Below are 20584 nucleotides of genomic sequence, written 5' to 3'. Positions count from 1 at the left end.
TTGGTCAGACAAGCAAGCCCCGCATCAGCGTGTCTACCGTCTGATCGCGATACCGGGCATGAAGCTGCGGATCGAAATGCGGAACGTCGCCGAACACGGCCGAAAGCGTGAAGCGGTTGGCATAAAGCCCGTCGGCCGAGCCGATCGTGTTGAAATAGAACAGCTTGGGATCGATCGGACGAAATTCGCCGGCTTTCACCCCTTCCTCGATAATTCGGTGCTGTGCCTGCGCGATCGGTTTCAGCAATTCTTCCGCCACGTGTTCCACCCGCACCGGGTCCGCTTCGCGCACCATGCGCTGGATCAGGCGGTTGAGATAGGGAATCTCGTAATAAGTATCCATGATGCCGCGCAGGTGGATACGCATCCGCTCCGTCGGTGTGACGTCTAGCGCGAAGAGCCGGTCCAGCTGCCGAATTCGCTTTTCCACGTCGCGGTCCAGAAGCGCGAACATCAGCCCTTCCTTGCTGCCGAAGAAATAGCGGATCATCGCGTGGTTCACCCCGGCGCGGGCGGCGATGTCGACAATGCCGACCTCCACCGTATCCAGTTCGCGCATCAGCGCGCTGGTCGCGTCCAGAAGCGTCTCGCGGCTGTTTTCGCGAGGCTGGCGCGTGGCCGCGGACTTGCGTGCGGGGGCTTTCATCGCGGCACTTGACCGGTTCGCGGTGGGAAAAGCAAGCGGCCCGACCCGCTATGGTGCAAAAATGTCACAACCCATCCTCACTATCATGATTGATAACTTTTTATCCGGTGATAGACTGTCTGGCAAACAACTGTGCTTTTGGGAGAGAGAAACATGTCGATTGCCAGGCGAATCGCGCCTTCCTTGCTTGCTGCTTCGATGCTTGCCACGCCGCTGTTCGCCGCACCGGCGCTTGCGCAGACGGCACCCGATTCGCAGGCGGCCGAAGCCGCTACGCCCGATGCGCCGGCGGCCGGAAACGGCGTTATCGTCGTTACCGCGCAAAGGCGTGCCCAGTCGCTTGAGGATGTGCCCGCATCGGTCCAGGCGTTCAGCGGCGAAAAGCTGAAGGATCTGCGCGTCACGTCCACCGAAGACCTGCAGACGGTGGTGCCTTCGTTCAATGTCTCGCGCGGGTATCAGGGCGTGCCGATCTATACGCTGCGCGGTATCGGCTTCAATACGATCAACCTTTCTTCCACGTCCACGGTCGGCACCTATGTCGACGAAGTGGCGCTGGCCTATCCGTTCATGAATTCCGGCCCGGTGTTCGATCTTGAACGTGTCGAGGTGCTGAAGGGGCCGCAGGGCACGCTCTACGGCCGCAACACCACGGCGGGTCTTGTCGATTTCATCACCGCAAAGCCGACGGACGACCTTTCCGCCGGGCTTACGGTGGAAGGCGGCAACTTCCAGACCCTGAACACCGAAGGCTTCCTCAACGTGCCGATGGGTGACGGGCTGGCCGCGCGCCTGGCGTGGCGCACCGAGGATAGCTGGGAAGGTTGGCAGAAGAGCGCCAGCCGCGACGAAAAGCTGGGCAAGGTCCACAAGTATGGCGCGCGCCTGACGATCACCGCGCACCCGACCGACCGAATGAAGCTGGAACTCGGCATCAACGGCTGGAAGAACAAGTCCGACACGCTGGCCGCGCAAGGCATCGGCTTTACGCCCAACACCGATCCGGCGAACGGAACGCTGTTTTCCATGTTCAACGCCGCGGGGCTGCCCGAATATATTGCCGCGCACAAGGACACGTGGAACCAGGATACCGCCGACTGGGCTCCCTATTCGTCGCGCTCGACCGACATCGGACGCGGCGCGGGCATTTCCGACCCGCTGCGCGAGAACGATTGGTACATCGGCATCCGCGGGCTGATGCAGTTCGACCTGACCGACAACATCCAGTTCGTTTCGCTCACCGGCTATAACAAGGTAAAGCGCAACGGCACGTTCGACTGGTCCGGCTCCCCCTATGTGATCCTGGTGCAGCACGCCGAAGGCTATGTTGACTCGATCTCCCAGGAAATGCGTTTCCAGGGCAAGACCGGGCCGGCCGACTGGGTAATCGGCGGATACTATGCCAACGACAAGGTGCTGGACACCAACCAGACGTTGCTGGGCCAGAACGCCAACGTCGGCGCCATCCGCGCGACGATCCTGGGGCTCGACCTGTTGAACTCGCCGTTCAATTCGGAAGGCTATACCGTTACCGACGTGCTGCAATCGTTCCGCACCTATCGCGATACGGCGAACTTCAACGTCGAGACGAAGAGCATCTTCGCAAGCTCCGACTGGACGCTTACCCCGGCGCTGACGCTGACGACCGGCATCCGCTACACCAAGGATACGCAGGATTTCGCCGGCTGTTCGCGCGATATCAACGGGTCGATGCAGCCCAACGTGAACCTGTTCAACCGGGCGTTCTTCTACCAGGTTTATGGTGTGGTGACGGCGCCGATCGGGACCAACCAGTGCAACACCTTCGATCCGGCCACGGGCACCTTCGGCATCGTCAAGTCAAAGCTGGACGAGGATAACGTGGCGTGGCGCGTCGCGCTGGGATGGGAAGTGAACCCGGATACGCACTTCTTCGCGTCGGTTTCCCGCGGCTACAAATCGGGCTCTACCCCGGTGAACGCCGCGAACATCTCCACGCAGGATGCGCCCGCGCGGCAGGAAGAACTGACGTCCTATGAACTGGGCACCAAGCTGCGGCTGCTTGACCGCAAGCTGAACTTCAACCTGACAGGGTTCTATTACGACTATCGCGACAAGCAGCTGGCGGTCTATTTCGCGGACCCGATCTACACCACGCTGCTGCGGCTCGACAACGTGCCCAAGTCGCGGGCCTATGGCCTCGACGGCGACCTTTCGTGGTTTCTTACGCCCAACCTCAACGTCTCTCTTGCCGCGACATGGCTGAAGACCGAGATCCAGGGCTTCACCGGGATCGACGCGGCGGGCCAGCCCAAGAGCTATGACGGCGCGACCTTCCCGCTCAGCCCCGAATTCTCGGGCGCGGCAACGATCAGCTATGACGTGCCCGTGAGCGACAAGCTGGGCGTCCGGGCAATCGTCAACGGGCATTACCAGTCAAGCGCGAAGAACACGCTCGAGAACGATCCGCTGCTGAACCTCAAGCCTTACGGCACGATCAACGCCAGTATCGGCGTTCACGACCTTGACGGGAAGTGGGACTTCTCGATCTGGGCGCGCAACCTGACGGACGAATACTACTGGGTATCGGCCGCGACCAACGCCAACACGGCGGTGCGCTTCCCCGGCCACAGCCGGACATGGGGTGCAACGCTGAAGACCACGTTCCGGTAAGGGACAGCCCCAGAAGGCTCTCCAGCGGGGCGGGGCGGTTTACACAGCCGCCCCGCCCTTTATTTGTTCGGTCCGGACCGGCAGTTAACGCCGGACAAACCGGGGAACCTTGCGCAGATGAAATCCATTACCGTCCTGTTCGCCGCGGGCCTTGCCGCGGCTTCGTTGCCCGCGCATGCCGCCGATGGCGGTCAGCAAGCAAAAGCGCAGGCGGGCCTGTTCACGCCGGACGAAGTGCGATCTGCCGGCAGCGTAACGATCGGCGGGCGGCGCATCGGCTATACCGCGATGGCGGGCACGTTAGTGGTTCACGCCAAGGGCTGGGACGATGCCGCCGTAACGGGCAAGGACGCCAAAGCGGACGCGGACGAGGCGCCGGCCGAAGCGTCGATGTTCTATGCCGCCTATTTCAGGGACGGCGTACCTGCAGCCAGCCGGCCGATCACCTTCGTTTTCAACGGCGGGCCGGGTTCGTCATCCCTCTGGCTGCACATGGGCGCCTTCGGCCCGGTGCGCGTGGTGGTGAGCGACGGCACCCACACGCCCGCCGCGCCATACAGCATCGTCAGCAACGACCAGAGCCTGCTCGACGTGTCGGACGTGGTGTTCGTCGATGCACCCGGAACCGGCTTTTCGCGCATTGCGGGGAAAGACAAGGACAAGGCGTTCTATGGCGTGGACCAGGATATCCACGCCTTCGCGATGTTCATCCGACAGTTCCTTTCGAAGTATAACCGGTGGAACAGCCCCAAATACCTTTTCGGTGAAAGCTACGGCACGATGCGCGCGGCGGGACTGACCCTGGCGCTGCAACAGGAAGACATCGACCTTAACGGCACGATCCTGCTGTCGAATATCCTCAACTGGGATACGATGCCGGACGATCCGCAGCTCAATCCATCGATTGACGAACCCTATATCGTCGCGCTGCCGACATATGCCGCAACCGCGTGGTATCATGACAAGCTGCCGAACAAGCCCGCCGACCTGGAAGGCTTTCTGGCCCGGGTCGAACATTTTGCCACTACCGAATATGCCGCCGCGCTGATGCAGGGCAACGACTTGCCGGATGCGGACAGGCAGGCGATGGCGCGGAAACTGCACGACCTGACGGGGCTTCCCGTCAGCTATCTGATCAAGACCAACCTGCGCATCGAATACGGCGCATTCCAGAAGGAATTGCTGGCTGGCAGCGGTCTTACCACCGGCACATTGGACACGCGCTTTACCGGCCCGACGCTCGACCCTTTAAGCAAAGTCGCCGAATACGATCCGCAAAGCGCGGGTATCAGTTCGGCCTATGTCGCCGCGCTCAACACCTATGTCCGCCAGACACTGCACTATGGTGCGGGCAAGACCTACAAGGCGGGCATCGATGTCTATTCGGGCTGGGACTATCGCCACCGCCCGCCAGGTTCGGGGCGGGACATGATCGCATTGCCCAACGTGCTGCCCGACCTTGCCGCCGCGATGAAGCAGAACCCCACGTTGAAGGTGATGGTCAACGGCGGGTATTTCGACGTTTCGACCCCTTATTTCGAAGGCAAGTTCGAACTGCGTCACCTGCCGGTGTCGCCCGCTTTGCAGAAGAACATCGAATACCGGTATTACCGTTCGGGCCACATGGTTTATGTGAATCCGAAGGTGCTGGCCGAACTGCACGCGAACGTGGCGGACTTCATCCGGCGGACCGACGGCGTGCGGTAAGCGAAGGAATCGGAGCAACGCCGTGTAATACCAAAGCGCGATGAGCTTGACTCATAGGGCTTTGGTTAAGCCCGTGTGGCGCTTGAACATTTCCAAGGCGTGATGGTGGCGTTGCGCGTCGATCACGATGCAACGGCGCAGCGGCATCGCCCCTATTCACGCCTTGGCCGCGGGGACTCTATCCTCACGGCGCCTAATCGCCGAACAGGCGCGGGGATTCCTGTGCATGGAAGACGACGCTCGGCGTCGCGGGCAGCGAGAGGATTTCCGCCCGGCGAAACCAGCCCGCGCCTGCGCCTTCGTGTATGGTTATGTCTGTCCAGGCGAGCGCACGGACGAGGCGGAACAGCGGTGCGGTGCGTCCCGACCGCGCGACGCGCCTGCCGGCAAGTTCGAATTCTTCGGGCCGAACGGATACGCCCAGTTCTTCCTCCAGTTCGCGCGCTGCCGCATGGGCAAGCGTTTCGTCGCAATCGTCCACCGCGCCGCCCCAGAAGCTCCAGGCAAGCGGATAAGTGCGCGCGGCACCATCGCGGAACTGCAGCAGCGTGCGCCCACCGGCGTCCTGCACCAGCACGTCCACGCTGCGCACCAGCGCGCGCTCTATGCCGCACGGGTCCATCAGCGGGGCGGGACGAATCACGCGCGGATCGGTTGCTGCAAGGCCATCGGCCCGGTGCTTTGCCCCGATCCGCGCGTTTCGTCCATGGCCACCGCCGGCCGGCCGGTCAGTTTACCTGCCGGTCCTTGCCTTCCCAATAGGGCGCGCGCAGTTCGCGGCGCAGGATTTTGCCGGTGGGGTTGCGCGGCAGGGCATCGATCACGTCCACGGTCTTGGGCACCTTGAACGCGGCCAGCTTTTCGCGCGTCCACTGGATTACGCTGGCGGGATCGACGGTATGGCCCGGCTTGGGCACGACCACGGCCTTTACCGCTTCGCCCCACTTGTCGTCAGGCACGCCGATCACCGCAACTTCGTGAACGTCGGGGTGGCCGTAAATCGCGCTTTCGACCTGGGCGGGATAGACGTTCTCGCCGCCGGTAATGATCATGTCCTTCATGCGGTCGTGCATGTAGACATAGCCGTCCTCGTCCACGTATCCGGCATCGCCGGTCGAAATCCAGCCGTCGTTCGACAGCGTGCTCGCGGTCGCCTCGGGCAGTTTCCAGTAGCCGATCATGTTGTTGGACGAACGCGTCTGGATCTCGCCGATCTCGCGCGGGCCGAGCGCGTTGCCGTCGGCATCGACGATGCGCACTTCCACGCCCGGCAGCGGCTTGCCGGCAGAGCGCATCCGCTCGTTCCCTTCCACCGAGTGGTCTTCTGGCGGGAGCGAACAGATCGTGCCGGTCGTCTCGGTCATGCCATAGGCCTGCACGAATTCGGCATCGAACATCGCGATGCATTCGCGCAGCAGTTCAAGCGGAATCGGCGACGCGCCGTAGAGGATGTATTTGAGGCGGCTGTAGTCGATCTTGCCGCAATCGGGATGGTTCAGCAGCATCTGCAACGCGGCGGGAACGATGAAGAAACGGGTGATCCCCTTGTGCTCCACCGCGTCGAACACCGCGCGCGGCTCGAATTCGGCCAGCACGATGCCGGGCAGGCCCGCGGCGATCGCCATCACGCCAAGTCCGGTGCCGCCGATATGCGCGCAGGGCATGGCGACAAGGATCGCCTCGTCGTCGGTGGTCTGCATATAGGCCAGTTCCTGCCCGATGGACTGCTTGCGCAGGCCGAACAGGTTGCGGTTGGAAAGCACCGCGCCTTTCGGATTGCCGGTGGTGCCGCTGGTGTAGAGTTGCAGCACGGCTTCTTCTTCGGCCGCAGGTTCGAAATCGCCGGGCTGGCAATCGTCGACCCATTTGCGGGCCTCGTCCGCGGTGAAGCAGCGCTGGACGGTTCCGACCTTGCCGAAAGTTTCCTGCATCGCATCGAACCCGTCACCCAGGAAAACGGCCTTGGCTTCCGCGTTTTCGACGATCCACGCCGCTTCGGGCGGGGCAAGGCGCCAGCCGACCGGAACCATGACCACGCCCGCGCGGGCAGCCGCAAAGAATACCGTAAAGTAAAGCACGCTGTTCTTGCCGAACCAGGCGATGCGATCCCCCTTGGTGATCCCCATCGCCTTCAGGCCTGCGGCGACGCGGGCAGTCGTATCGGCCAGTTCGGCGTAGGTAAGCACGCCATCGAAACCGTCCAGCGCCACGCGATCGGGGCGATCATCGGCCCAGAAGCGGATGAAATCGTCGAAGGTGAAGATGTGGGCTGTGCGCTCTGCCGTGGTCGGAGCGGTAGCGGTCGCCTGAGTCATATAGTCCGTTCTCCCGTTGGCCCCGGATCGAATCTGGCGCACCATGCCAGCCTCCCCGGACCACTTTGGACCGGGTTATCAGTCGATAGGTTTTACTGCAACAGGGTTCGCGCTATAGCGATGGGCATGGACGCCTCGACAGTTGTGAAGCCCGAGCCTTCGGGCACCACCGCAGACCGCATTCTGGCTGCGGGAATGCGATGCTTCGCGCGCGAAGGCTTTGCCGGCGCCACGACCCGCATGATCGCAGCGGAAGCCGGTGTCACGCTGCCGGTGATCGCCTATCATTTCGGCAACAAGGACGGACTGCACCGCGCCTGCGCTCAGGAAATCGTCGAACAGCACCGGCGCCAGCTGCTGCCACTGACCAGCGCTGCCAGAGAGGCGGCATCCGGCCCTTTGGCACCCGAAGCGGCGCGCGACTGGCTGGAAAAGATACTCACGGCGCTGGTCGCCATGATCACGGCCGATACCGAACAGCGCCTGTCGACCGATTTCCTTCTGCGCGAGATGAGCGAGCAGGGGCCGGGCTATACCCTGCTGGTCGACGAACTGTGGCAGCCTGGCATCGGGCTTGTCGCCGATCTGATCGCGATTGCGCGCAGGCGGGAACCCGGCAGCGAGCAGGACAGGGCCGGCGCACTGATGCTGATCGCGTCGCTTTCGGCCTTTACGCGGGAAGAACCCATTTCGCGGGCATTCCTTGGCTGGGACGCGTTGGACGGTTCGCGACGCAAGACCGTGGCGGAAATCGCGCATCGTCTGCTGGCCGGGCTCGTCGCGCACTGACGCAATTATATTTGTATGCGTTGCTTACAAAGCGTCATCGGAGTAAGTATGTCTCGCAATGGAGAGGCTTGAAGACATAATCGCAGCGCACGCCGGGCGGGAAGGCCCGTTGTTGCCGATCCTGCACGATGTGCAGGCCGCATTCGGACACATATCGGAAGAGGCGATTCGCGCGATTGCATCGGCGCTGAATCTCAGCCGCGCCGAAGTGCACGGCGTGGTCAGCTTCTACCATGATTTCGCGACAGATGCCGATCCGCGCCCGCAAGTTAAATTGTGCCGCGCGGAAGCGTGCCAGGCTCGCGGTGTCGATGCACTGGTCGCCGCGCTGGACGAATCGGTGCGTGCGCAGCTTGGCACTGTCTATTGCCTGGGCCTGTGCAGCGCCGGCCCAAGCGCGCTGGTCGGCGATACGGTTCACGCGAGGCTCGACCCCACAACGCTTTCCGAACTTGTGGAGCAGACGAAGTGACGACGGTGCGGATCAGCGACGACGCGCTGGCGCTCGCGTGCGGAGCCGATGCGGTGGCCGCGGCCTTTACGGCGGCGGGCGCCACTGTGGAGCGTGTTTCGAGCTGGGGCATGCACTGGCTCGAACCGCTGGTGGAAGTGGGCGGCATCGGCTGGGGACCGGTCGGGCCGGGCGACGTGCAGGCGATCCTTGACGGCGGCCTTGACGCGAAATGTATCGGCCCCGTTGCCGCGCACCCGTTCATCATGCGCCAGCAGCGTTTCACGTTCGCGCGGGCGGGGAAAACCCGGCCGCTCAACCTTGATGACTACGCCGCCACAGGCGGCTGGGACGGCCTGCGCAAGGCGCGCGAGATCGGGCCGGAGGCGATTGTCGAAACGGTAACCGCGTCGGGGCTGCGCGGGCGCGGCGGCGCGGGCTTTCCGGCCGGCATCAAGTGGAAGACCGTCGCCGGGGCTGCCGGCGGCGAAAAATACATCGTCTGCAATGCGGACGAGGGTGATTCTGGCACGTTCGCGGACCGCATGGTGATGGAGGGCGATCCCTTCATGCTGATCGAAGGCATGGCGATCGCCGCCGAAGCGGTGGGGGCGCAGCGCGGCTATGTCTACATTCGCAGCGAATATCCGCACGCGATCGCGAAGATGCAGGCCGCCATTGCCGCCAGTGCGGAGATCGTCGCGCCGTTCGAACTGGAAGTGCGGGTGGGCGCGGGCGCCTATGTCTGCGGCGAGGAAACCTCGCTGCTGAACTCGCTTGAAGGCAAGCGCGGCGAAGTGCGCGCCAAGCCGCCGCTCCCCGCGATAGAGGGGCTGTTCGGCAAGCCCACCGTGGTCAACAACGTGCTGACGCTGGCTGCCGTGCCCTGGATCCTCGCCAACGGGGCCGATGGCTATGCCGAGGTCGGCTTCGGGCGTTCCAGGGGCACGATGCCGATCCAGATTGCGGGCAATGTGAAGCACGGCGGGCTGTTCGAAGTGGGCTTCGGCATCACGCTGGGCGAACTGGTGAACGATATCGGCGGCGGCACGGCCAGCGGCCGTCCGGTGCGCGCGGTTCAGGTTGGCGGGCCGCTGGGCGCGTATCACCCGCCATCGGATTTTCACCTGCCGTTCGATTACGAAGCCTTTGCCGCTGCCGACGGACTGATCGGCCATGCTGGCATCGTGGTTTTTGACGATACGGTGGACATGGCCGCGCAGGCGCGGTTCGCGATGGAATTCTGCGCGGCGGAAAGCTGCGGCAAGTGCACGCCCTGCCGTCTTGGCGCGGTGCGTGGAATGGAAGTGATCGACCGTATCCGCAGCGGCGCGGGGCGCCAGCTGGAGACGATCGAGCGGATGCCGCAGATGCACAACATGCCGAAACAGGGCCGCGATCCGGCAGAGGAAATCGCGCTTCTGACCGACCTGTGCGAAACGATGAAGTTCGGATCGCTCTGCGCGCTGGGCGGCTTCACGCCCTATCCGGTGATGAGCGCGCTGAAGCACTGGCCCGAGGACTTTGGCGCGACATGATCCTTGGTGCGGTCCTTGCGGGCGGGGCTTCCACGCGCTTCGGCAGCGACAAGGCGCTGGCCGAGATCGGCGGACGAACCTTGCTGTCCCGCGCGGTCGAGACGCTTGAAGCGCAATGCGATGCGGTGGTCGTGGTCGGGCGCGAAACCGCGCCCGCGCCGACGCTGCCCGACTGGCCGCATGCCGGGATGGGGCCGCTGGGCGGGGTTGCCGCCGCGCTCCATCATGCAGCCGACGCGGGCTATTGGGCGGTGCTCACCTGTTCGGTCGATTCGGTCGGGCTGGGGGCGGGGCTGGTGGCTGAACTCCAGCCCGCGCCCGCCTATGCGGATGGCCAGCCGGTGATCGGCCTGTGGCCCGCCAGCGCCTCGGCCACGCTCGACGCGCTGCTTGAGGGTGAGGGGCGGCACTCGATGCTGGCCTTTGCCGAAGCGATCGGCGCGCGCGGTGTGCGCCTTTCGACGAAACCTGCTAATATCAATACGCCGGCGGACCTGAAGGCCGCGCAGGCCAATCCTGGGGAGCGCTCCCATGGGCTATGAACGCCAGCCTGACTTCGGAACGCCCGAAGTCCTTGCCGACCAATCGGTCACCTGCACAATCGATGGCCGCGAGGTTACCGTCCCCGCGGGCACCACGGTAATGCGCGCCGCTGCGGTGACGGGAGGCGAGATCCCGAAGCTGTGTGCGACGGACAATCTGAAGCAGTTCGGATCGTGCCGCCTGTGCCTGGTCGAGATCGACGGGATGAAGGGCACGCCCGCAAGCTGCACCACGCCCGTGACCGAAGGCATGGTCGTCCACACCCAGACTCCGAAGCTCGCCAGGCTGCGGCGCGGGGTGATGGAACTCTACATTTCCGATCACCCGCTCGACTGCCTGACATGCAGCGCCAACAACGATTGCGAATTGCAGGACATGGCCGCCGCCGTGGGCCTGCGCGACGTGCGCTATGGCTATGAAGGCGCGAACCACCTCGGCACGGCGCCGGACCTGACCAACCCCTATTTCCTGTTCGCGCCCGACAAGTGCATCGCCTGTTCGCGCTGCGTGCGTGCCTGCGATGAAGTGCAGGGCACGTTCGCGCTGACGATGGAAGGGCGCGGCTTCGCTTCGCAGATCAGCGCGGGCCTGGCGTCGGACAATTTCCTGTCGTCCGAATGCGTTTCCTGCGGCGCCTGCGTGCAGGCCTGCCCGACCAGCGCACTGATGGAAAAGTCGGTCAAGGCAATGGGCAAGCCCGAACGCTCCGTCGTCACCACCTGCGCCTATTGCGGGGTGGGCTGCACCTTCCGCGCCGAAATGAAGGGCGAGCAGCTTGTGCGCATGGTGCCGTGGAAGGATGGCAAGGCCAACCACGGCCATTCGTGCGTGAAGGGCCGCTTCGCCTGGGGCTATGCCAACCACAAGGACCGCATCACCACGCCGATGATCCGCGAGAGCATCGACCAGCCGTGGCGCGAGGTTTCGTGGGACGAGGCGCTGGCCCACGCCGCAAGCGAAATTCGGCGCATTTCCGCGAAATACGGGCGCAACGCGCTGGGCGGCATCACGTCCAGCCGCTGCACCAATGAAGAGACGTTCCTTGTGCAGAAGCTGGTCCGCGCGGGGTTCGGCAACAACAACGTCGATACCTGCGCGCGCGTTTGCCACTCGCCCACGGGATACGGATTGAAGACCACCTTCGGCACCAGCGCGGGCACGCAGGACTTCGACAGTGTTGAGCAATCCGACGTGATCCTGGTGATCGGCGCCAACCCGACGGACGCGCACCCGGTGTTCGGCAGCCGCATGAAGCAGCGGCTGCGCAAGGGCGCGAAGCTGATCGTGATCGATCCGCGCCGCATCGACCTTGTGCGCAGTCCGCACGTCTCGGCCGACTATCACCTGCCGTTGCGCCCCGGCACCAATGTTGCGGTGTTGACCGCGATGGCGCACGTGATCGCGACCGAAGGGCTGGCGAACGAGGATTTCATCCGCGAACGCTGCGACTGGGACGAATACCGCGAGTGGGCCGAATTCGTGGGGCAGGAGCGCAACAGCCCCGAATTCCTCGAACCCGTCACCGGCGTTCCGGCCGAAGAATTGCGCGGTGCCGCGCGTCTTTATGCAACGGGCGGGAACGGCGCGATCTACTATGGCCTTGGCGTGACCGAGCATTCGCAGGGCTCCTCTACCGTGATGGCGATCGCCAACCTGGCGATGGCAACCGGCAACATCGGGCGCGAGGGTGTGGGGGTGAACCCGCTACGTGGCCAGAACAACGTGCAGGGCGCCTGCGACATGGGCAGCTTCCCGCACGAGCTTTCCGGTTATCGCCACGTGTCGGACGCCGCCTCGCGCAAGCTGTTCGAGGATGACTGGGGCGTTGCGATAGACCCGGAACCGGGCATGCGCATCAACAACATGCTCGATGCCGCGACCGACGGGCAGTTCAAGGCGATCTACATCCAGGGTGAGGACATCCTGCAATCCGATCCCGATACGCATCACGTTGCGGCGGGGCTCGCCGCGATGGAATGCGTGATCGTGCACGACCTGTTCCTGAACGAAACGGCGAATTACGCGCACGTGTTCCTGCCCGGCTCCACATTCCTTGAAAAGAACGGCACCTTCACCAATGCCGAACGCCGCATCCAGCCGGTGCGGAAAGTGATGGAGCCGGCTAACGGGTATGAGGACTGGGAAGTGACCCAGGAACTCGCCCGCGCGCTGGGGCTGTCGTGGAATTACACGCACCCCGCGCAAGTGCTGGCAGAGATCGCCCGGCTTACGCCCACCTTCGCGGGCGTTACGTGGGAACGGCTGGAGGCCGAAGGGTCGCTGCAATGGCCGGTCAACGAAGCGCATCCCGACGGCTCTCCGATCATGCACGTTGACGGATTCGTGCGCGGCAAGGGACGCTTCGTGGTTGCGGACTATGTCCCCACGGATGAGCGCACCGGCCCGCGATTCCCGCTGCTGCTGACCACCGGCCGCATCTTGAGCCAATATAATGTCGGCGCGCAGACGCGGCGCACCGCGAACTCTGTCTGGCATGAGGAAGACGTGCTGGAAATCCACCCATCGGATGCGGAGAACCGGGGCCTGCGGTCGGGCGATATGGTGCGCCTTGCCAGCCGGTCCGGCGAAACGACCTTGCGCGCGCTGGTGACGGATCGGGTGGCGCCGGGCGTGGTCTATACCACGTTCCACCACCCCGCGACGCAGGCCAATGTCGTGACCACCGACTATTCCGACTGGGCGACCAATTGCCCCGAATACAAGGTGACCGCGGTGCAGGTCACCCCGTCCAACGGGCCGAGCGACTGGCAGGAAGACTATGCCGCGCAGGCCCGCCATTCGCGCCGCATCGCCGGCGAGGGCGAGATGGAGCCCGCCGAATGAGCGCGACCACGCCCGAGCGGCTGGCCCGGATGGCCAACCAGATCGCCGCGAACCTTGGGCATGAGGACGATCCGGTTGCCGCGACGGCGGATCACATCGTCAGCTTCTGGACGCCCGCCATGCGCGAACAGCTGATAGCGACGGGGTTTGACGGCCTGTCGGAACGGGCGCGGGCGGCGATGGAACGGGTGGCGGCCACGCAGGGTGCCGATGCCGGATAAAGGCTGGGAGAATGCCCGCTTTCGCGAGCATTTTGCGGACGCCCGTCCGCCCCATGACATCGACCGGCCGCTGATAGAGGAAGCGCCGGTCGCCATAGAGATCAACGGTATCGGTTACGCCGTTATGATGGCCACGCCGACTGACCTTGCCGACTATGCGGCCGGTTTCCTGCTGTCCGAGCAGATCATTGCGGACCCGGCCGAACTGCTTTCAACCGATGCGCAACCGGTTGCCGACGGCGGCTGGATGCTGCGCGTAACGGTATCGGCCGGCAATGCGGCGCCGCTGCTGGAGCGCGCACGGCTGCGTCTTTCGGAAGGCAGCTGCGGATTGTGCGGGATCGAAAGCCTGGAGCAGGTTTTGCGGCCGCTTGCGCCGGTGACCGCGCGGCTGGACGTGTCCGAAGCGGCCCTGTTCGCCGCCGCCGGGGCGCTGCGCGACCGCCAGCCCCTCGGCCGGACGACGGGGGCTGCGCACGCCGCTGCGTTTTGTGACGGGCAAGGGCGGATCGTGGCGGTGCGAGAGGATGTGGGCCGGCACAACGCGCTGGACAAGCTGATCGGGCATCTCGCCATTCGCGGAATTTCCCCGGCGGAAGGGTTTATTCTGCTCAGCGCGCGCTGTTCGTTCGAGCTTGTGCAGAAGACCGTGATTGCCGGTTGTCCGGTGCTGGCAACGATTTCGGCCGCGTCCACGCTTGCGGCAGAGCAGGCGCGGGCGCACGGCGTCAGGCTTTACAGCCTGCTTCGGTCCGACAGTGTGCTTGAGAGCAGGGGCGAATAGACGAGCCGATTCAGGCCGCCGGGCGCGCCATCGAATCGAGTGCGCCGCGCAGTGCGGAAAGGCTGACCGGCTTGGTCAGCAGGGGGGCTTGCGGAACGCTGTCCTCCAGCGTCAGCGACGAATGGCCCGAAAGGTAGCAGAACGGCTTGCCTTCGCGCTTCAGCCTTTCGGCCACCGGGGCAGATGTCGTATCGTCCGACAGGCTGAAATCGAGCAGCGCCGCGTCGAAGCCGCCCGAATCGAGCAACCCCATCGCCTGTTCGACGGTCGCGGCGGAACCGGCGGACTCGTAACCGAGTTCGCTTATGTTTTCTTCAAGCAGCATTGCGAGCAAGGGCTCGTCTTCGACAACTAGTATACGCATTTCCGATCCCCGTCCGGCAAAAGTGCCGGACTCCGCCGAGTCCCCGCGCGTTCCCACATCGGCGGCGCGGAAACAATACACTATGGATGTATCGGCACAAACCGCCTTCGCCGCAAATGGGACATGACCCGCCGCGATTAACGCGGCAATAGGGTAAGCTGCAGGAGCGTTGGCCCGATTGAACGGTATGCTTGAAAGAAAGACGAAAGACGTAAGGCGCTTTACCGACGCGCCGCGCCTTGAACCCCGGACAAGGCTTGCGATTCTGGGCGTGATCGCGCTGATTCACGCCGGGCTTGTCGTGGCGATCATTCACGGGCTGGGAGGCGTGCCCGCGGTGCTGGAAAAGGCTGGCCTCGACCGGTCCGTGCGCACTTATGACGTGCCGCTTACGCCGCCTCCTCCGCCGCCACCCGCCCCTTCGACGACCGCGCAAGAGCCCGAAGGCAAGGCCGCGCAGGCAGCGCCCACCGCGCGGGCCAAGGCCGTTTCGGCGCCCAAGGCCCGTATTCCGATCCCGAAGATGTCCGCGGCGCCCGTCTCTTCGACCGGAGACGAAAGGAAGTCGGGCGCCGCAAGGTCGGGGGAAGGCACCGGTGGCGGTGGCGACGGGCAGGGAACCGGCAGCGGCGGCCAGGGCAACGGGGCAGGGGGAACCATCGCGGTGCGTCCGTCGATCCGTTCGGGCGAACTGAATGAGGCGAGCGACTTTCCCACACCTCCCGGCGGGCGCCAGACACGCTCGGGTGGGTCGGTGACGGTATATTTTACCGTTACGGTCGATGGCCGCGCGTGCGATTGCTCTGTAGCGCGCAGCGACGTGGATGCCGCGACCACGGCGCTGGTTTGCCCGCTGGTGATCCGCAAGATCCGGTTCAACCCTGCAAGGCGCAGCGATGGCACACCGGTAGTAGCCCGCTATGGTTACCGGGTAGACTTCAGGTCGCGATGATTTGGCAAGAACGCTGTGCTAACGACTCGGCGTGAACGATTCAGCAGCACCTGTCCCGATTGTCCCGGTCATCCTTTGCGGAGGCAGCGGCACGCGCCTGTGGCCGCGTTCGCGCAAGACCCGGCCCAAGCCGTTCCTCCCGCTCGTCGGCGAATCGACATTGTTCGAGGCCACGCTTGCGCGGTGCGATGCGGCGGCCGGTTTTGCGCCGCCGGTGGTGGTGACGGGGGCCGCGCATCTCGACCTTGTCGAAGCGCAATTGAACGGCTGCAAGGGCGCCGGCACAATCGTGGAACCGGAAGGCAAGAACACCGCCGCCGCAATCGCGCTGGCCGCGCTGCGCCTGCCCGCAGACGCGATCATGCTTGTCTGCCCCAGTGACCATTACATCGCCGATGTCGATACGTTCCGCGAAACCGCCCGAAAGGCCGCCGATCTTGCCGCCCGGGGCTGGCTGGTGACCTTCGGAATAACGCCGACCGGTCCCGAAACCGGCTTTGGCTATATCAGGCGCGGCGAAGCGATCGGCGTCGCTTCGGGATGGCGCGTGGATCGCTTCGTGGAAAAGCCCGATCGCGCGCGCGCGCAGGCCTTTCTGGATGACGGTGGATATTTCTGGAACGGCGGTCTGTTCGCCTTTCGCGCCGGAACGTTCCTTGAAGAACTGGCCGCCCATCGCCCGGCGCTCGCCGAAACCGTAGCCCGTGCGGTCAGGGCCGGACACGCGGAAGGGGGCCGGTTCCATCCTGACGCGCAAGCATTTGCCGCCATCCAATCCGAATCCGTGGATTACGCGGTGATGGAAAATACCGCGAAGGCGGCGGTTGTTCCCGCATCGATGGGCTGGTCCGATATCGGCAACTGGCAGGCGCTGCACGAAGCTCTGGAAAAGGACGGATCGGGCAATTCGATCGCGGGGCGCGCCGAACTGCGCGATTGCAGCAACGTGCTGGTGCAAAGCGACGGTCCGCGTGTTTCCGTGATCGGTGCTTCAAACCTGATCGTGGTCGTCGATGGAGATGAGGTGCTGGTCTGCACGCCAGAAGGGGCGCAGGACGTGGGCAAGCTGTCCGGAGCGTCGCGGCAATGAGCGTTCTTCCGATTCGCGAGGTAGAGAAGGTCTGGGGGCGCGACAGCCTTCCCGCACCCTTCGAAGCACCAGCGGGCAAGCGCATCGGTGAAATCTGGTTCGAACCCCCGGAAGACCTGCCCGGCCTGCTGGTCAAATACATTTTCACGTCCGAAAAGCTCTCGGTTCAGGTCCACCCCGGCGATTCCGGCGTGGATGGAGATGCGCGGACCGGCAAGGAGGAGTGCTGGCTGATCCTCGATGCGGAGCCCGGCGCCAGCGTCGCCATCGGCTTTCGCGAACCGGTCGATGCCGGAACGATGCGGGCCGCCGCGCTCGACGGTTCGATCGAAGGCCTGTTGGCGTGGCATCCGGCGCGCGCGGGTGATTTCTTCTATATTCCGGCGGGAACCGTCCATGCGATCGGCAGCGGCCTTTCGCTGGTGGAAATCCAGCAGAACAGCGATGTCACCTATCGCCTTTACGATTATGGCCGACCGCGCGAACTCCACCTGGACCGGGGCATCGCTGTGGCGCGCGGTGCCCCGCACGATCCCGCGCTGCGCCACCATGTGGGGGCGCACGGGACGGAAGAACTGGTGCGCGCGGCGCATTTCATCGCGCATCGGCTTGACGGCGAACCCGATGATGCGCTGCTGGCCGAATACGATACGCCGATGCTGGTGCTCCCGCTGGCGGGGACGGTGCGGCTTCATGGCGAACGCGTGTGGCCAGGCGAGTGCGCCAGTGCATCGTCGATAGAGGCGCTTGAGTTCGAGGACGATGCGCAGTGCGTGATCGTCCGTCCCGGCTGATCCGGGGCAGCGCAAATTCCGGATCGCGCCACGGGCGCCGTTTGGCTGGCGGCGATCCCGATAGTTATCGCCAATTCGGGCCTTCCAGTCGGTTTCGCATCGGGGCTAAGGACGTGGCGGTTCAAGGGGAAGGGCAACGGTGATCGCACATACCATCCAACTGGCGCTGGCGCCCGTGTTCATGCTGGTCGCCATCGGCAATATCATGAACATCCTGACGACCCGGCTGGGCCGTATCGTCGATCGTTCGCGCAACCTGAAAAAGCTGCATGGCGAAACGCAAGGAGCGGAGCACGACGCGGTCGTGGTCGAGATCCGCTATATCGACCGGCGCATCCAGCTTATCGGGCGCGCGCTGCTGATGCTGGTGATGAGCGGCCTTGCCGTGGGCGTCACGGTGGGCGCGCTGTTCATCGGCGAACTGGAGGGCATGCGGTTCGACCTTCCGATCGGCATCAGCTTTTTCATTGCCGTCGGCCTGCTGATGGCGGCGCTTGTGTTCCTGCTTATGGAAACGCGGCTTGTGGCGCGGACCCTGCGATTGCCGCGCGAGTTCCTTGAACTGGAACGCCGGGATCTCTGACCGCTATTTCAGCAGCTTGGTGCCCTTTTCGCGCACGGTGCTTTCCACCATGCCGCGCACGAACGAGAGCGAGGGCGGAAGGTCGATGGTCACAACCATCGCCGTGTCCTCTATATCGACCTGCGCATCCACCGTCTGTCCCAGCGCGGATAGCGCCATGTGCATCCGGTCGTCACCCGGCCAGTCCGTGGCGACTTCCGCGATGCCGCCGGGGATGAAGCCCGTGATTTCGTGGGCGCGTTCGTGAAGGCGGCGGCGCACCTCTTCGCGCGGAAGCGAATGGGGGATTGCAACGCGCATCAGGCGTTCTCTCCCGGTGCGGGCAGGACCGCGCCCGCGCCGTCGCTTTCGTTCAGCCCGTTGCCATATTTGTAATCGAGATAACGGCCCTGAACGGCCAGCGCGTCCAGGTCGCCCGCCGCCAGCCTGCGGGTCACGTCGTCAATCTCGCGGCTGATCTTGCCCAGCCCGTCGGCCAGCTGCTGGTCGGCGGTGCGCCCGCCGCGTTCCTCCTTGCGCAAGTGCGCGGGGATGCGGCGATAGGATTCGACCATGCCGGGCAAATGTTCACCCACCAGCTTGCGCACTTCCTGCGCGGCGGGTTCGGCGGGGTCTATGCCTTCAAGCTGCACGCCCAGCCCGTCAAGCTGCACGCCGATCTGGTCGACCAGTTGCACCGCAGGCGCGGGAAGGGCAGGGCGCTGCGCCTCCAGCCACAGTTCGGTTCGCCCGACCATGGAGCGCACATCGCCGGTGTTGAGCTTTGACAGGTCGGGCACTTTCATGCGGGGATAGCGGCCGAAGAACACCGTCGCGAAGACGACCGCGAAGAACGTCACCACGATGCCGGTGAAGCCGATGCCGTCTATCACCATGCCCGCGATCATCGCGGCAAGCAGGATCGCCCCGATCGCCATCGCGATGCGAGTCAGCTTGCGGGCGAAATGGCGGTGTTTCAGTTCGGCCGAGCGCCTGCCGATAGAGCGGCGGCCGCCCGCGCGATTGCGCGCGAGCGACTGGCCGGCGGCGGCCATGATCTGCTGGTGCTGCTGTGCTTCTCCGGCCATCGCGGGTCAGTCAGCCCTCCAGGCTCAGCAACGAGGGCGCTTCGCTGCCGGCAAGCTGCTTTGCCTGCGCCGCCCCTTCGGCCCGCGCGATATATCCGCGCGACTTTTCGACTTCGCCAGAAAGCGTGTCGACCGTCTGCTTCATCGAATCGAGCGCCTTCATCTTGAACGTGTCGATGTTGTCCATTGTATCGTAGATGTTCTGGAATGCGCGCTGCAGCGTTTCGAGCGGGATCGTGCTCGACGCGGCCTGTTCGTGGATCTTGCCGGTCTGTTCCTTCAGCAGCTTGCCGGTCGAATCGATGATGTCCGATGTCGTGGTGTTGAGCGCGGTGATCTGTTGCAGCACCAGCCGCTGGTTGGTCATCGCCTGGGCCACCGTCACGGCGGTGCGCAATGCGGCCACCGTGGTCGTGCTGGCGCGGTCCACGCCCTTTACCAGTTCGACGTTGTTCTTCTTCACCAGGTCGAGCGCGAGATAGCCCTGCACCGTCACCGCCATCTGCGTCAGCAGGTCCTGCGTGCGCTGGCGGGTATAGAACAGCGCGCTTTCGCGCACCGCCTTGGCCTTTGCGGGATCGGTGTGGTCAAGGTCGGCGGCGGCGTCCTCCAGCCGCTGGTCGAGCACCTTGGAGATGTGGATCATCTGTTCCAGGTTGCCCATCGCTTCCCACAGCTTCTGGCGTTCCACGTCGATTGCGGCATTGTCCATCAGCAGTTCGTCCTTGCCCGACGAAAGCCGGTCGAGGATCGCCTTGATGTGCCCCTGCGCCGACGTATAGCCGTCGAAATAGCGCTTGATGCGGTTGCCCAGGGGAATGATGCCCAGGAACTTGCGGCCCGAGGAAAGATTGCCTTGCCGGCCGGGATCGAGGTCTTCCACCGTGCGGCGCAGTTCGGCCAGGTCGGTGCCGACGCCGGTGTCCTTGTCCATCGCCCGGATCGGCCGGTCCAGGAAGCGGTTGGACATCGACGCGGCAGCGACGATTTCCTTGCGGCCCATGTTGGTAAGCTGGTCCACCCGCTTGCCGAATTCGGGGCTTGCTGCATCCTGCGAGACAAGGTCGGCAACGAAGGATTCGACCTTCGCTTCCAGCTTGGACTTTGTCTCATCCGATACAGGCACAAGGCCCGCCGCTTTCGTCGGCGCGACAGCCGGCACCGGATCGGGCGGTGTCAGGTCAAGCTTGGCTTCGGTCTGCGTTTCGGTACTGCTGGCCATCGGATAGTCCCCGGCGTGTAGG

At 64.3% G+C, this 20584-nt stretch carries 20 protein-coding genes; 13 read left to right on the top strand and 7 right to left on the bottom strand.

The window, feature by feature from the left end; genetic code table 11:
• Positions 1-4: 4 nt before the first annotated feature.
• Positions 5-646: a TetR family transcriptional regulator gene (locus RXV95_RS15145; protein ID WP_338466855.1), complete on the bottom strand. Its 642-nt coding sequence runs from the start codon at positions 644-646 to the stop codon at positions 5-7.
• 153 nt (positions 647-799) lie between these two features.
• On the opposite strand from RXV95_RS15145, the gene RXV95_RS15140 reads away from it, so the two are divergent.
• Together RXV95_RS15140 and RXV95_RS15135 are read left to right on the top strand one after the other, a co-directional pair.
• Positions 800-3298, top strand: coding sequence for a TonB-dependent receptor (locus tag RXV95_RS15140; protein WP_338466854.1), 2499 nt, complete (start codon positions 800-802; stop codon positions 3296-3298).
• A gap of 117 nt (positions 3299-3415) precedes the next feature.
• Positions 3416-5005, top strand: coding sequence for a peptidase S10 (locus RXV95_RS15135; protein WP_338466853.1), 1590 nt, complete (start codon positions 3416-3418; stop codon positions 5003-5005).
• A gap of 193 nt (positions 5006-5198) precedes the next feature.
• On the opposite strand, the gene RXV95_RS15130 is transcribed toward RXV95_RS15135, so the two are convergent.
• Both RXV95_RS15130 and RXV95_RS15125 read right to left on the bottom strand, forming a co-directional pair.
• Positions 5199-5648: an NUDIX hydrolase gene (locus RXV95_RS15130; protein ID WP_338466852.1), complete on the bottom strand. Its 450-nt coding sequence runs from the start codon at positions 5646-5648 to the stop codon at positions 5199-5201.
• 85 nt (positions 5649-5733) lie between these two features.
• On the bottom strand, positions 5734-7320 hold the full coding sequence (locus RXV95_RS15125; RefSeq protein WP_338466851.1) for a fatty acid--CoA ligase: 1587 nt from the start codon (positions 7318-7320) through the stop codon (positions 5734-5736).
• Between the two features lie 126 nt (positions 7321-7446).
• Between RXV95_RS15125 and RXV95_RS15120 the strand changes: the two genes are divergently transcribed.
• Genes RXV95_RS15120 through fdhD form a run of 7 tightly spaced genes read left to right on the top strand, consistent with a single transcriptional unit; the run spans position 7447 to position 14490 of the window.
• Positions 7447-8109 carry a CerR family C-terminal domain-containing protein gene (locus RXV95_RS15120; RefSeq protein WP_338466850.1) on the top strand — a complete coding sequence of 221 codons (663 nt, stop codon included), beginning with the start codon at positions 7447-7449 and terminating at the stop codon, positions 8107-8109.
• Between the two features lie 58 nt (positions 8110-8167).
• Entirely contained in the window at positions 8168-8581 is a 414-nt protein-coding gene (locus tag RXV95_RS15115) for an NAD(P)H-dependent oxidoreductase subunit E (protein WP_338466849.1), read from the top strand.
• On the top strand, positions 8578-10098 hold the full coding sequence (locus RXV95_RS15110; RefSeq protein ID WP_338466848.1) for an NADH-ubiquinone oxidoreductase-F iron-sulfur binding region domain-containing protein: 1521 nt from the start codon (positions 8578-8580) through the stop codon (positions 10096-10098). Before RXV95_RS15115 ends, RXV95_RS15110 begins: the two co-directional genes overlap by 4 nt.
• The gene (locus RXV95_RS15105; RefSeq protein WP_338466847.1) at positions 10095-10640 is read left to right on the top strand and encodes a molybdenum cofactor guanylyltransferase; all 546 of its coding nucleotides are present in this window, start codon (positions 10095-10097) and stop codon (positions 10638-10640) included. Before RXV95_RS15110 ends, RXV95_RS15105 begins: the two co-directional genes overlap by 4 nt.
• Positions 10630-13485 (top strand): formate dehydrogenase subunit alpha, encoded by a 2856-nt coding sequence (gene fdhF, locus RXV95_RS15100; protein WP_338466846.1) that lies wholly within the window; start codon positions 10630-10632, stop codon positions 13483-13485. The genes RXV95_RS15105 and fdhF overlap by 11 nt, the downstream gene beginning before the upstream one ends.
• Complete coding sequence (locus RXV95_RS15095; protein ID WP_338466845.1) at positions 13482-13706, top strand: formate dehydrogenase subunit delta; 225 nt, start codon at positions 13482-13484, stop codon at positions 13704-13706. Before fdhF ends, RXV95_RS15095 begins: the two co-directional genes overlap by 4 nt.
• Positions 13696-14490 (top strand): formate dehydrogenase accessory sulfurtransferase FdhD, encoded by a 795-nt coding sequence (gene fdhD / locus RXV95_RS15090; protein WP_338466844.1) that lies wholly within the window; start codon positions 13696-13698, stop codon positions 14488-14490. Before RXV95_RS15095 ends, fdhD begins: the two co-directional genes overlap by 11 nt.
• Positions 14491-14500: 10 nt before the next feature.
• Here fdhD and RXV95_RS15085 read toward each other — a convergent pair whose 3' ends face one another.
• Positions 14501-14854, bottom strand: coding sequence for a response regulator (locus RXV95_RS15085; protein ID WP_338466843.1), 354 nt, complete (start codon positions 14852-14854; stop codon positions 14501-14503).
• A 187-nt stretch (positions 14855-15041) separates the two neighbouring features.
• On the opposite strand from RXV95_RS15085, the gene RXV95_RS15080 reads away from it, so the two are divergent.
• The 4 genes from RXV95_RS15080 (at position 15042) to RXV95_RS15065 (ending at position 18273) form a co-directional block, all read left to right on the top strand.
• On the top strand, positions 15042-15806 hold the full coding sequence (locus RXV95_RS15080) for a hypothetical protein (RefSeq protein WP_338466842.1): 765 nt from the start codon (positions 15042-15044) through the stop codon (positions 15804-15806).
• 31 nt (positions 15807-15837) lie between these two features.
• The gene (locus RXV95_RS15075; protein ID WP_338466841.1) at positions 15838-16896 is read left to right on the top strand and encodes a mannose-1-phosphate guanylyltransferase; all 1059 of its coding nucleotides are present in this window, start codon (positions 15838-15840) and stop codon (positions 16894-16896) included.
• A complete protein-coding gene (locus RXV95_RS15070) occupies positions 16893-17690 on the top strand; it encodes a class I mannose-6-phosphate isomerase (protein ID WP_338466840.1) in 798 nt (265 codons plus the stop codon). The genes RXV95_RS15075 and RXV95_RS15070 overlap by 4 nt, the downstream gene beginning before the upstream one ends.
• A gap of 139 nt (positions 17691-17829) precedes the next feature.
• Entirely contained in the window at positions 17830-18273 is a 444-nt protein-coding gene (locus RXV95_RS15065; protein ID WP_338466839.1) for a DUF2721 domain-containing protein, read from the top strand.
• Positions 18274-18276: 3 nt separating this feature from the next.
• Here RXV95_RS15065 and RXV95_RS15060 read toward each other — a convergent pair whose 3' ends face one another.
• Genes RXV95_RS15060 through RXV95_RS15050 form a run of 3 tightly spaced genes read right to left on the bottom strand, consistent with a single transcriptional unit; the run spans position 18277 to position 20562 of the window.
• Positions 18277-18573: a polyhydroxyalkanoic acid system family protein gene (locus RXV95_RS15060; RefSeq protein WP_338466838.1), complete on the bottom strand. Its 297-nt coding sequence runs from the start codon at positions 18571-18573 to the stop codon at positions 18277-18279.
• Positions 18573-19340, bottom strand: coding sequence for a hypothetical protein (locus RXV95_RS15055; protein ID WP_338466837.1), 768 nt, complete (start codon positions 19338-19340; stop codon positions 18573-18575). Before RXV95_RS15055 ends, RXV95_RS15060 begins: the two co-directional genes overlap by 1 nt.
• Before the next feature lie 10 nt (positions 19341-19350).
• Positions 19351-20562, bottom strand: coding sequence for a toxic anion resistance protein (locus tag RXV95_RS15050; protein WP_338466836.1), 1212 nt, complete (start codon positions 20560-20562; stop codon positions 19351-19353).
• Positions 20563-20584 lie beyond the last annotated feature (22 nt).

Source organism: Novosphingobium sp. ZN18A2 (assembly GCF_036784765.1).
Taxonomy (GTDB): Bacteria; Pseudomonadota; Alphaproteobacteria; order Sphingomonadales; family Sphingomonadaceae; genus Novosphingobium.
The sequence above is the reverse complement of the archived record's forward strand: the minus strand, read 5'-3'. Positions and strand labels throughout refer to the sequence as shown.

Bases quoted from the DNA above. Each gene is read 5' to 3' on its own strand.
- RXV95_RS15070 (WP_338466840.1), top strand. From the start codon at position 16,893: ATGAGCGTTCTTCCGATTCGCGAGGTAGAGAAGGTCTGGGGGCGCGAC.
- RXV95_RS15135 (WP_338466853.1), top strand. From the start codon at position 3,416: ATGAAATCCATTACCGTCCTGTTCGCCGCGGGCCTTGCCGCGGCTTCG.
- RXV95_RS15050 (WP_338466836.1), bottom strand. From the start codon at position 20,562: ATGGCCAGCAGTACCGAAACGCAGACCGAAGCCAAGCTTGACCTGACA.
- RXV95_RS15125 (WP_338466851.1), bottom strand. From the start codon at position 7,320: ATGACTCAGGCGACCGCTACCGCTCCGACCACGGCAGAGCGCACAGCC.
- RXV95_RS15085 (WP_338466843.1), bottom strand. From the start codon at position 14,854: ATGCGTATACTAGTTGTCGAAGACGAGCCCTTGCTCGCAATGCTGCTT.
- RXV95_RS15060 (WP_338466838.1), bottom strand. From the start codon at position 18,573: ATGCGCGTTGCAATCCCCCATTCGCTTCCGCGCGAAGAGGTGCGCCGC.
- fdhD (WP_338466844.1), top strand. From the start codon at position 13,696: ATGCCGGATAAAGGCTGGGAGAATGCCCGCTTTCGCGAGCATTTTGCG.
- RXV95_RS15115 (WP_338466849.1), top strand. From the start codon at position 8,168: ATGGAGAGGCTTGAAGACATAATCGCAGCGCACGCCGGGCGGGAAGGC.
- RXV95_RS15080 (WP_338466842.1), top strand. From the start codon at position 15,042: ATGCTTGAAAGAAAGACGAAAGACGTAAGGCGCTTTACCGACGCGCCG.
- RXV95_RS15105 (WP_338466847.1), top strand. From the start codon at position 10,095: ATGATCCTTGGTGCGGTCCTTGCGGGCGGGGCTTCCACGCGCTTCGGC.
- RXV95_RS15120 (WP_338466850.1), top strand. From the start codon at position 7,447: ATGGACGCCTCGACAGTTGTGAAGCCCGAGCCTTCGGGCACCACCGCA.
- fdhF (WP_338466846.1), top strand. From the start codon at position 10,630: ATGGGCTATGAACGCCAGCCTGACTTCGGAACGCCCGAAGTCCTTGCC.
- RXV95_RS15095 (WP_338466845.1), top strand. From the start codon at position 13,482: ATGAGCGCGACCACGCCCGAGCGGCTGGCCCGGATGGCCAACCAGATC.
- RXV95_RS15140 (WP_338466854.1), top strand. From the start codon at position 800: ATGTCGATTGCCAGGCGAATCGCGCCTTCCTTGCTTGCTGCTTCGATG.
- RXV95_RS15055 (WP_338466837.1), bottom strand. From the start codon at position 19,340: ATGGCCGGAGAAGCACAGCAGCACCAGCAGATCATGGCCGCCGCCGGC.
- RXV95_RS15145 (WP_338466855.1), bottom strand. From the start codon at position 646: ATGAAAGCCCCCGCACGCAAGTCCGCGGCCACGCGCCAGCCTCGCGAA.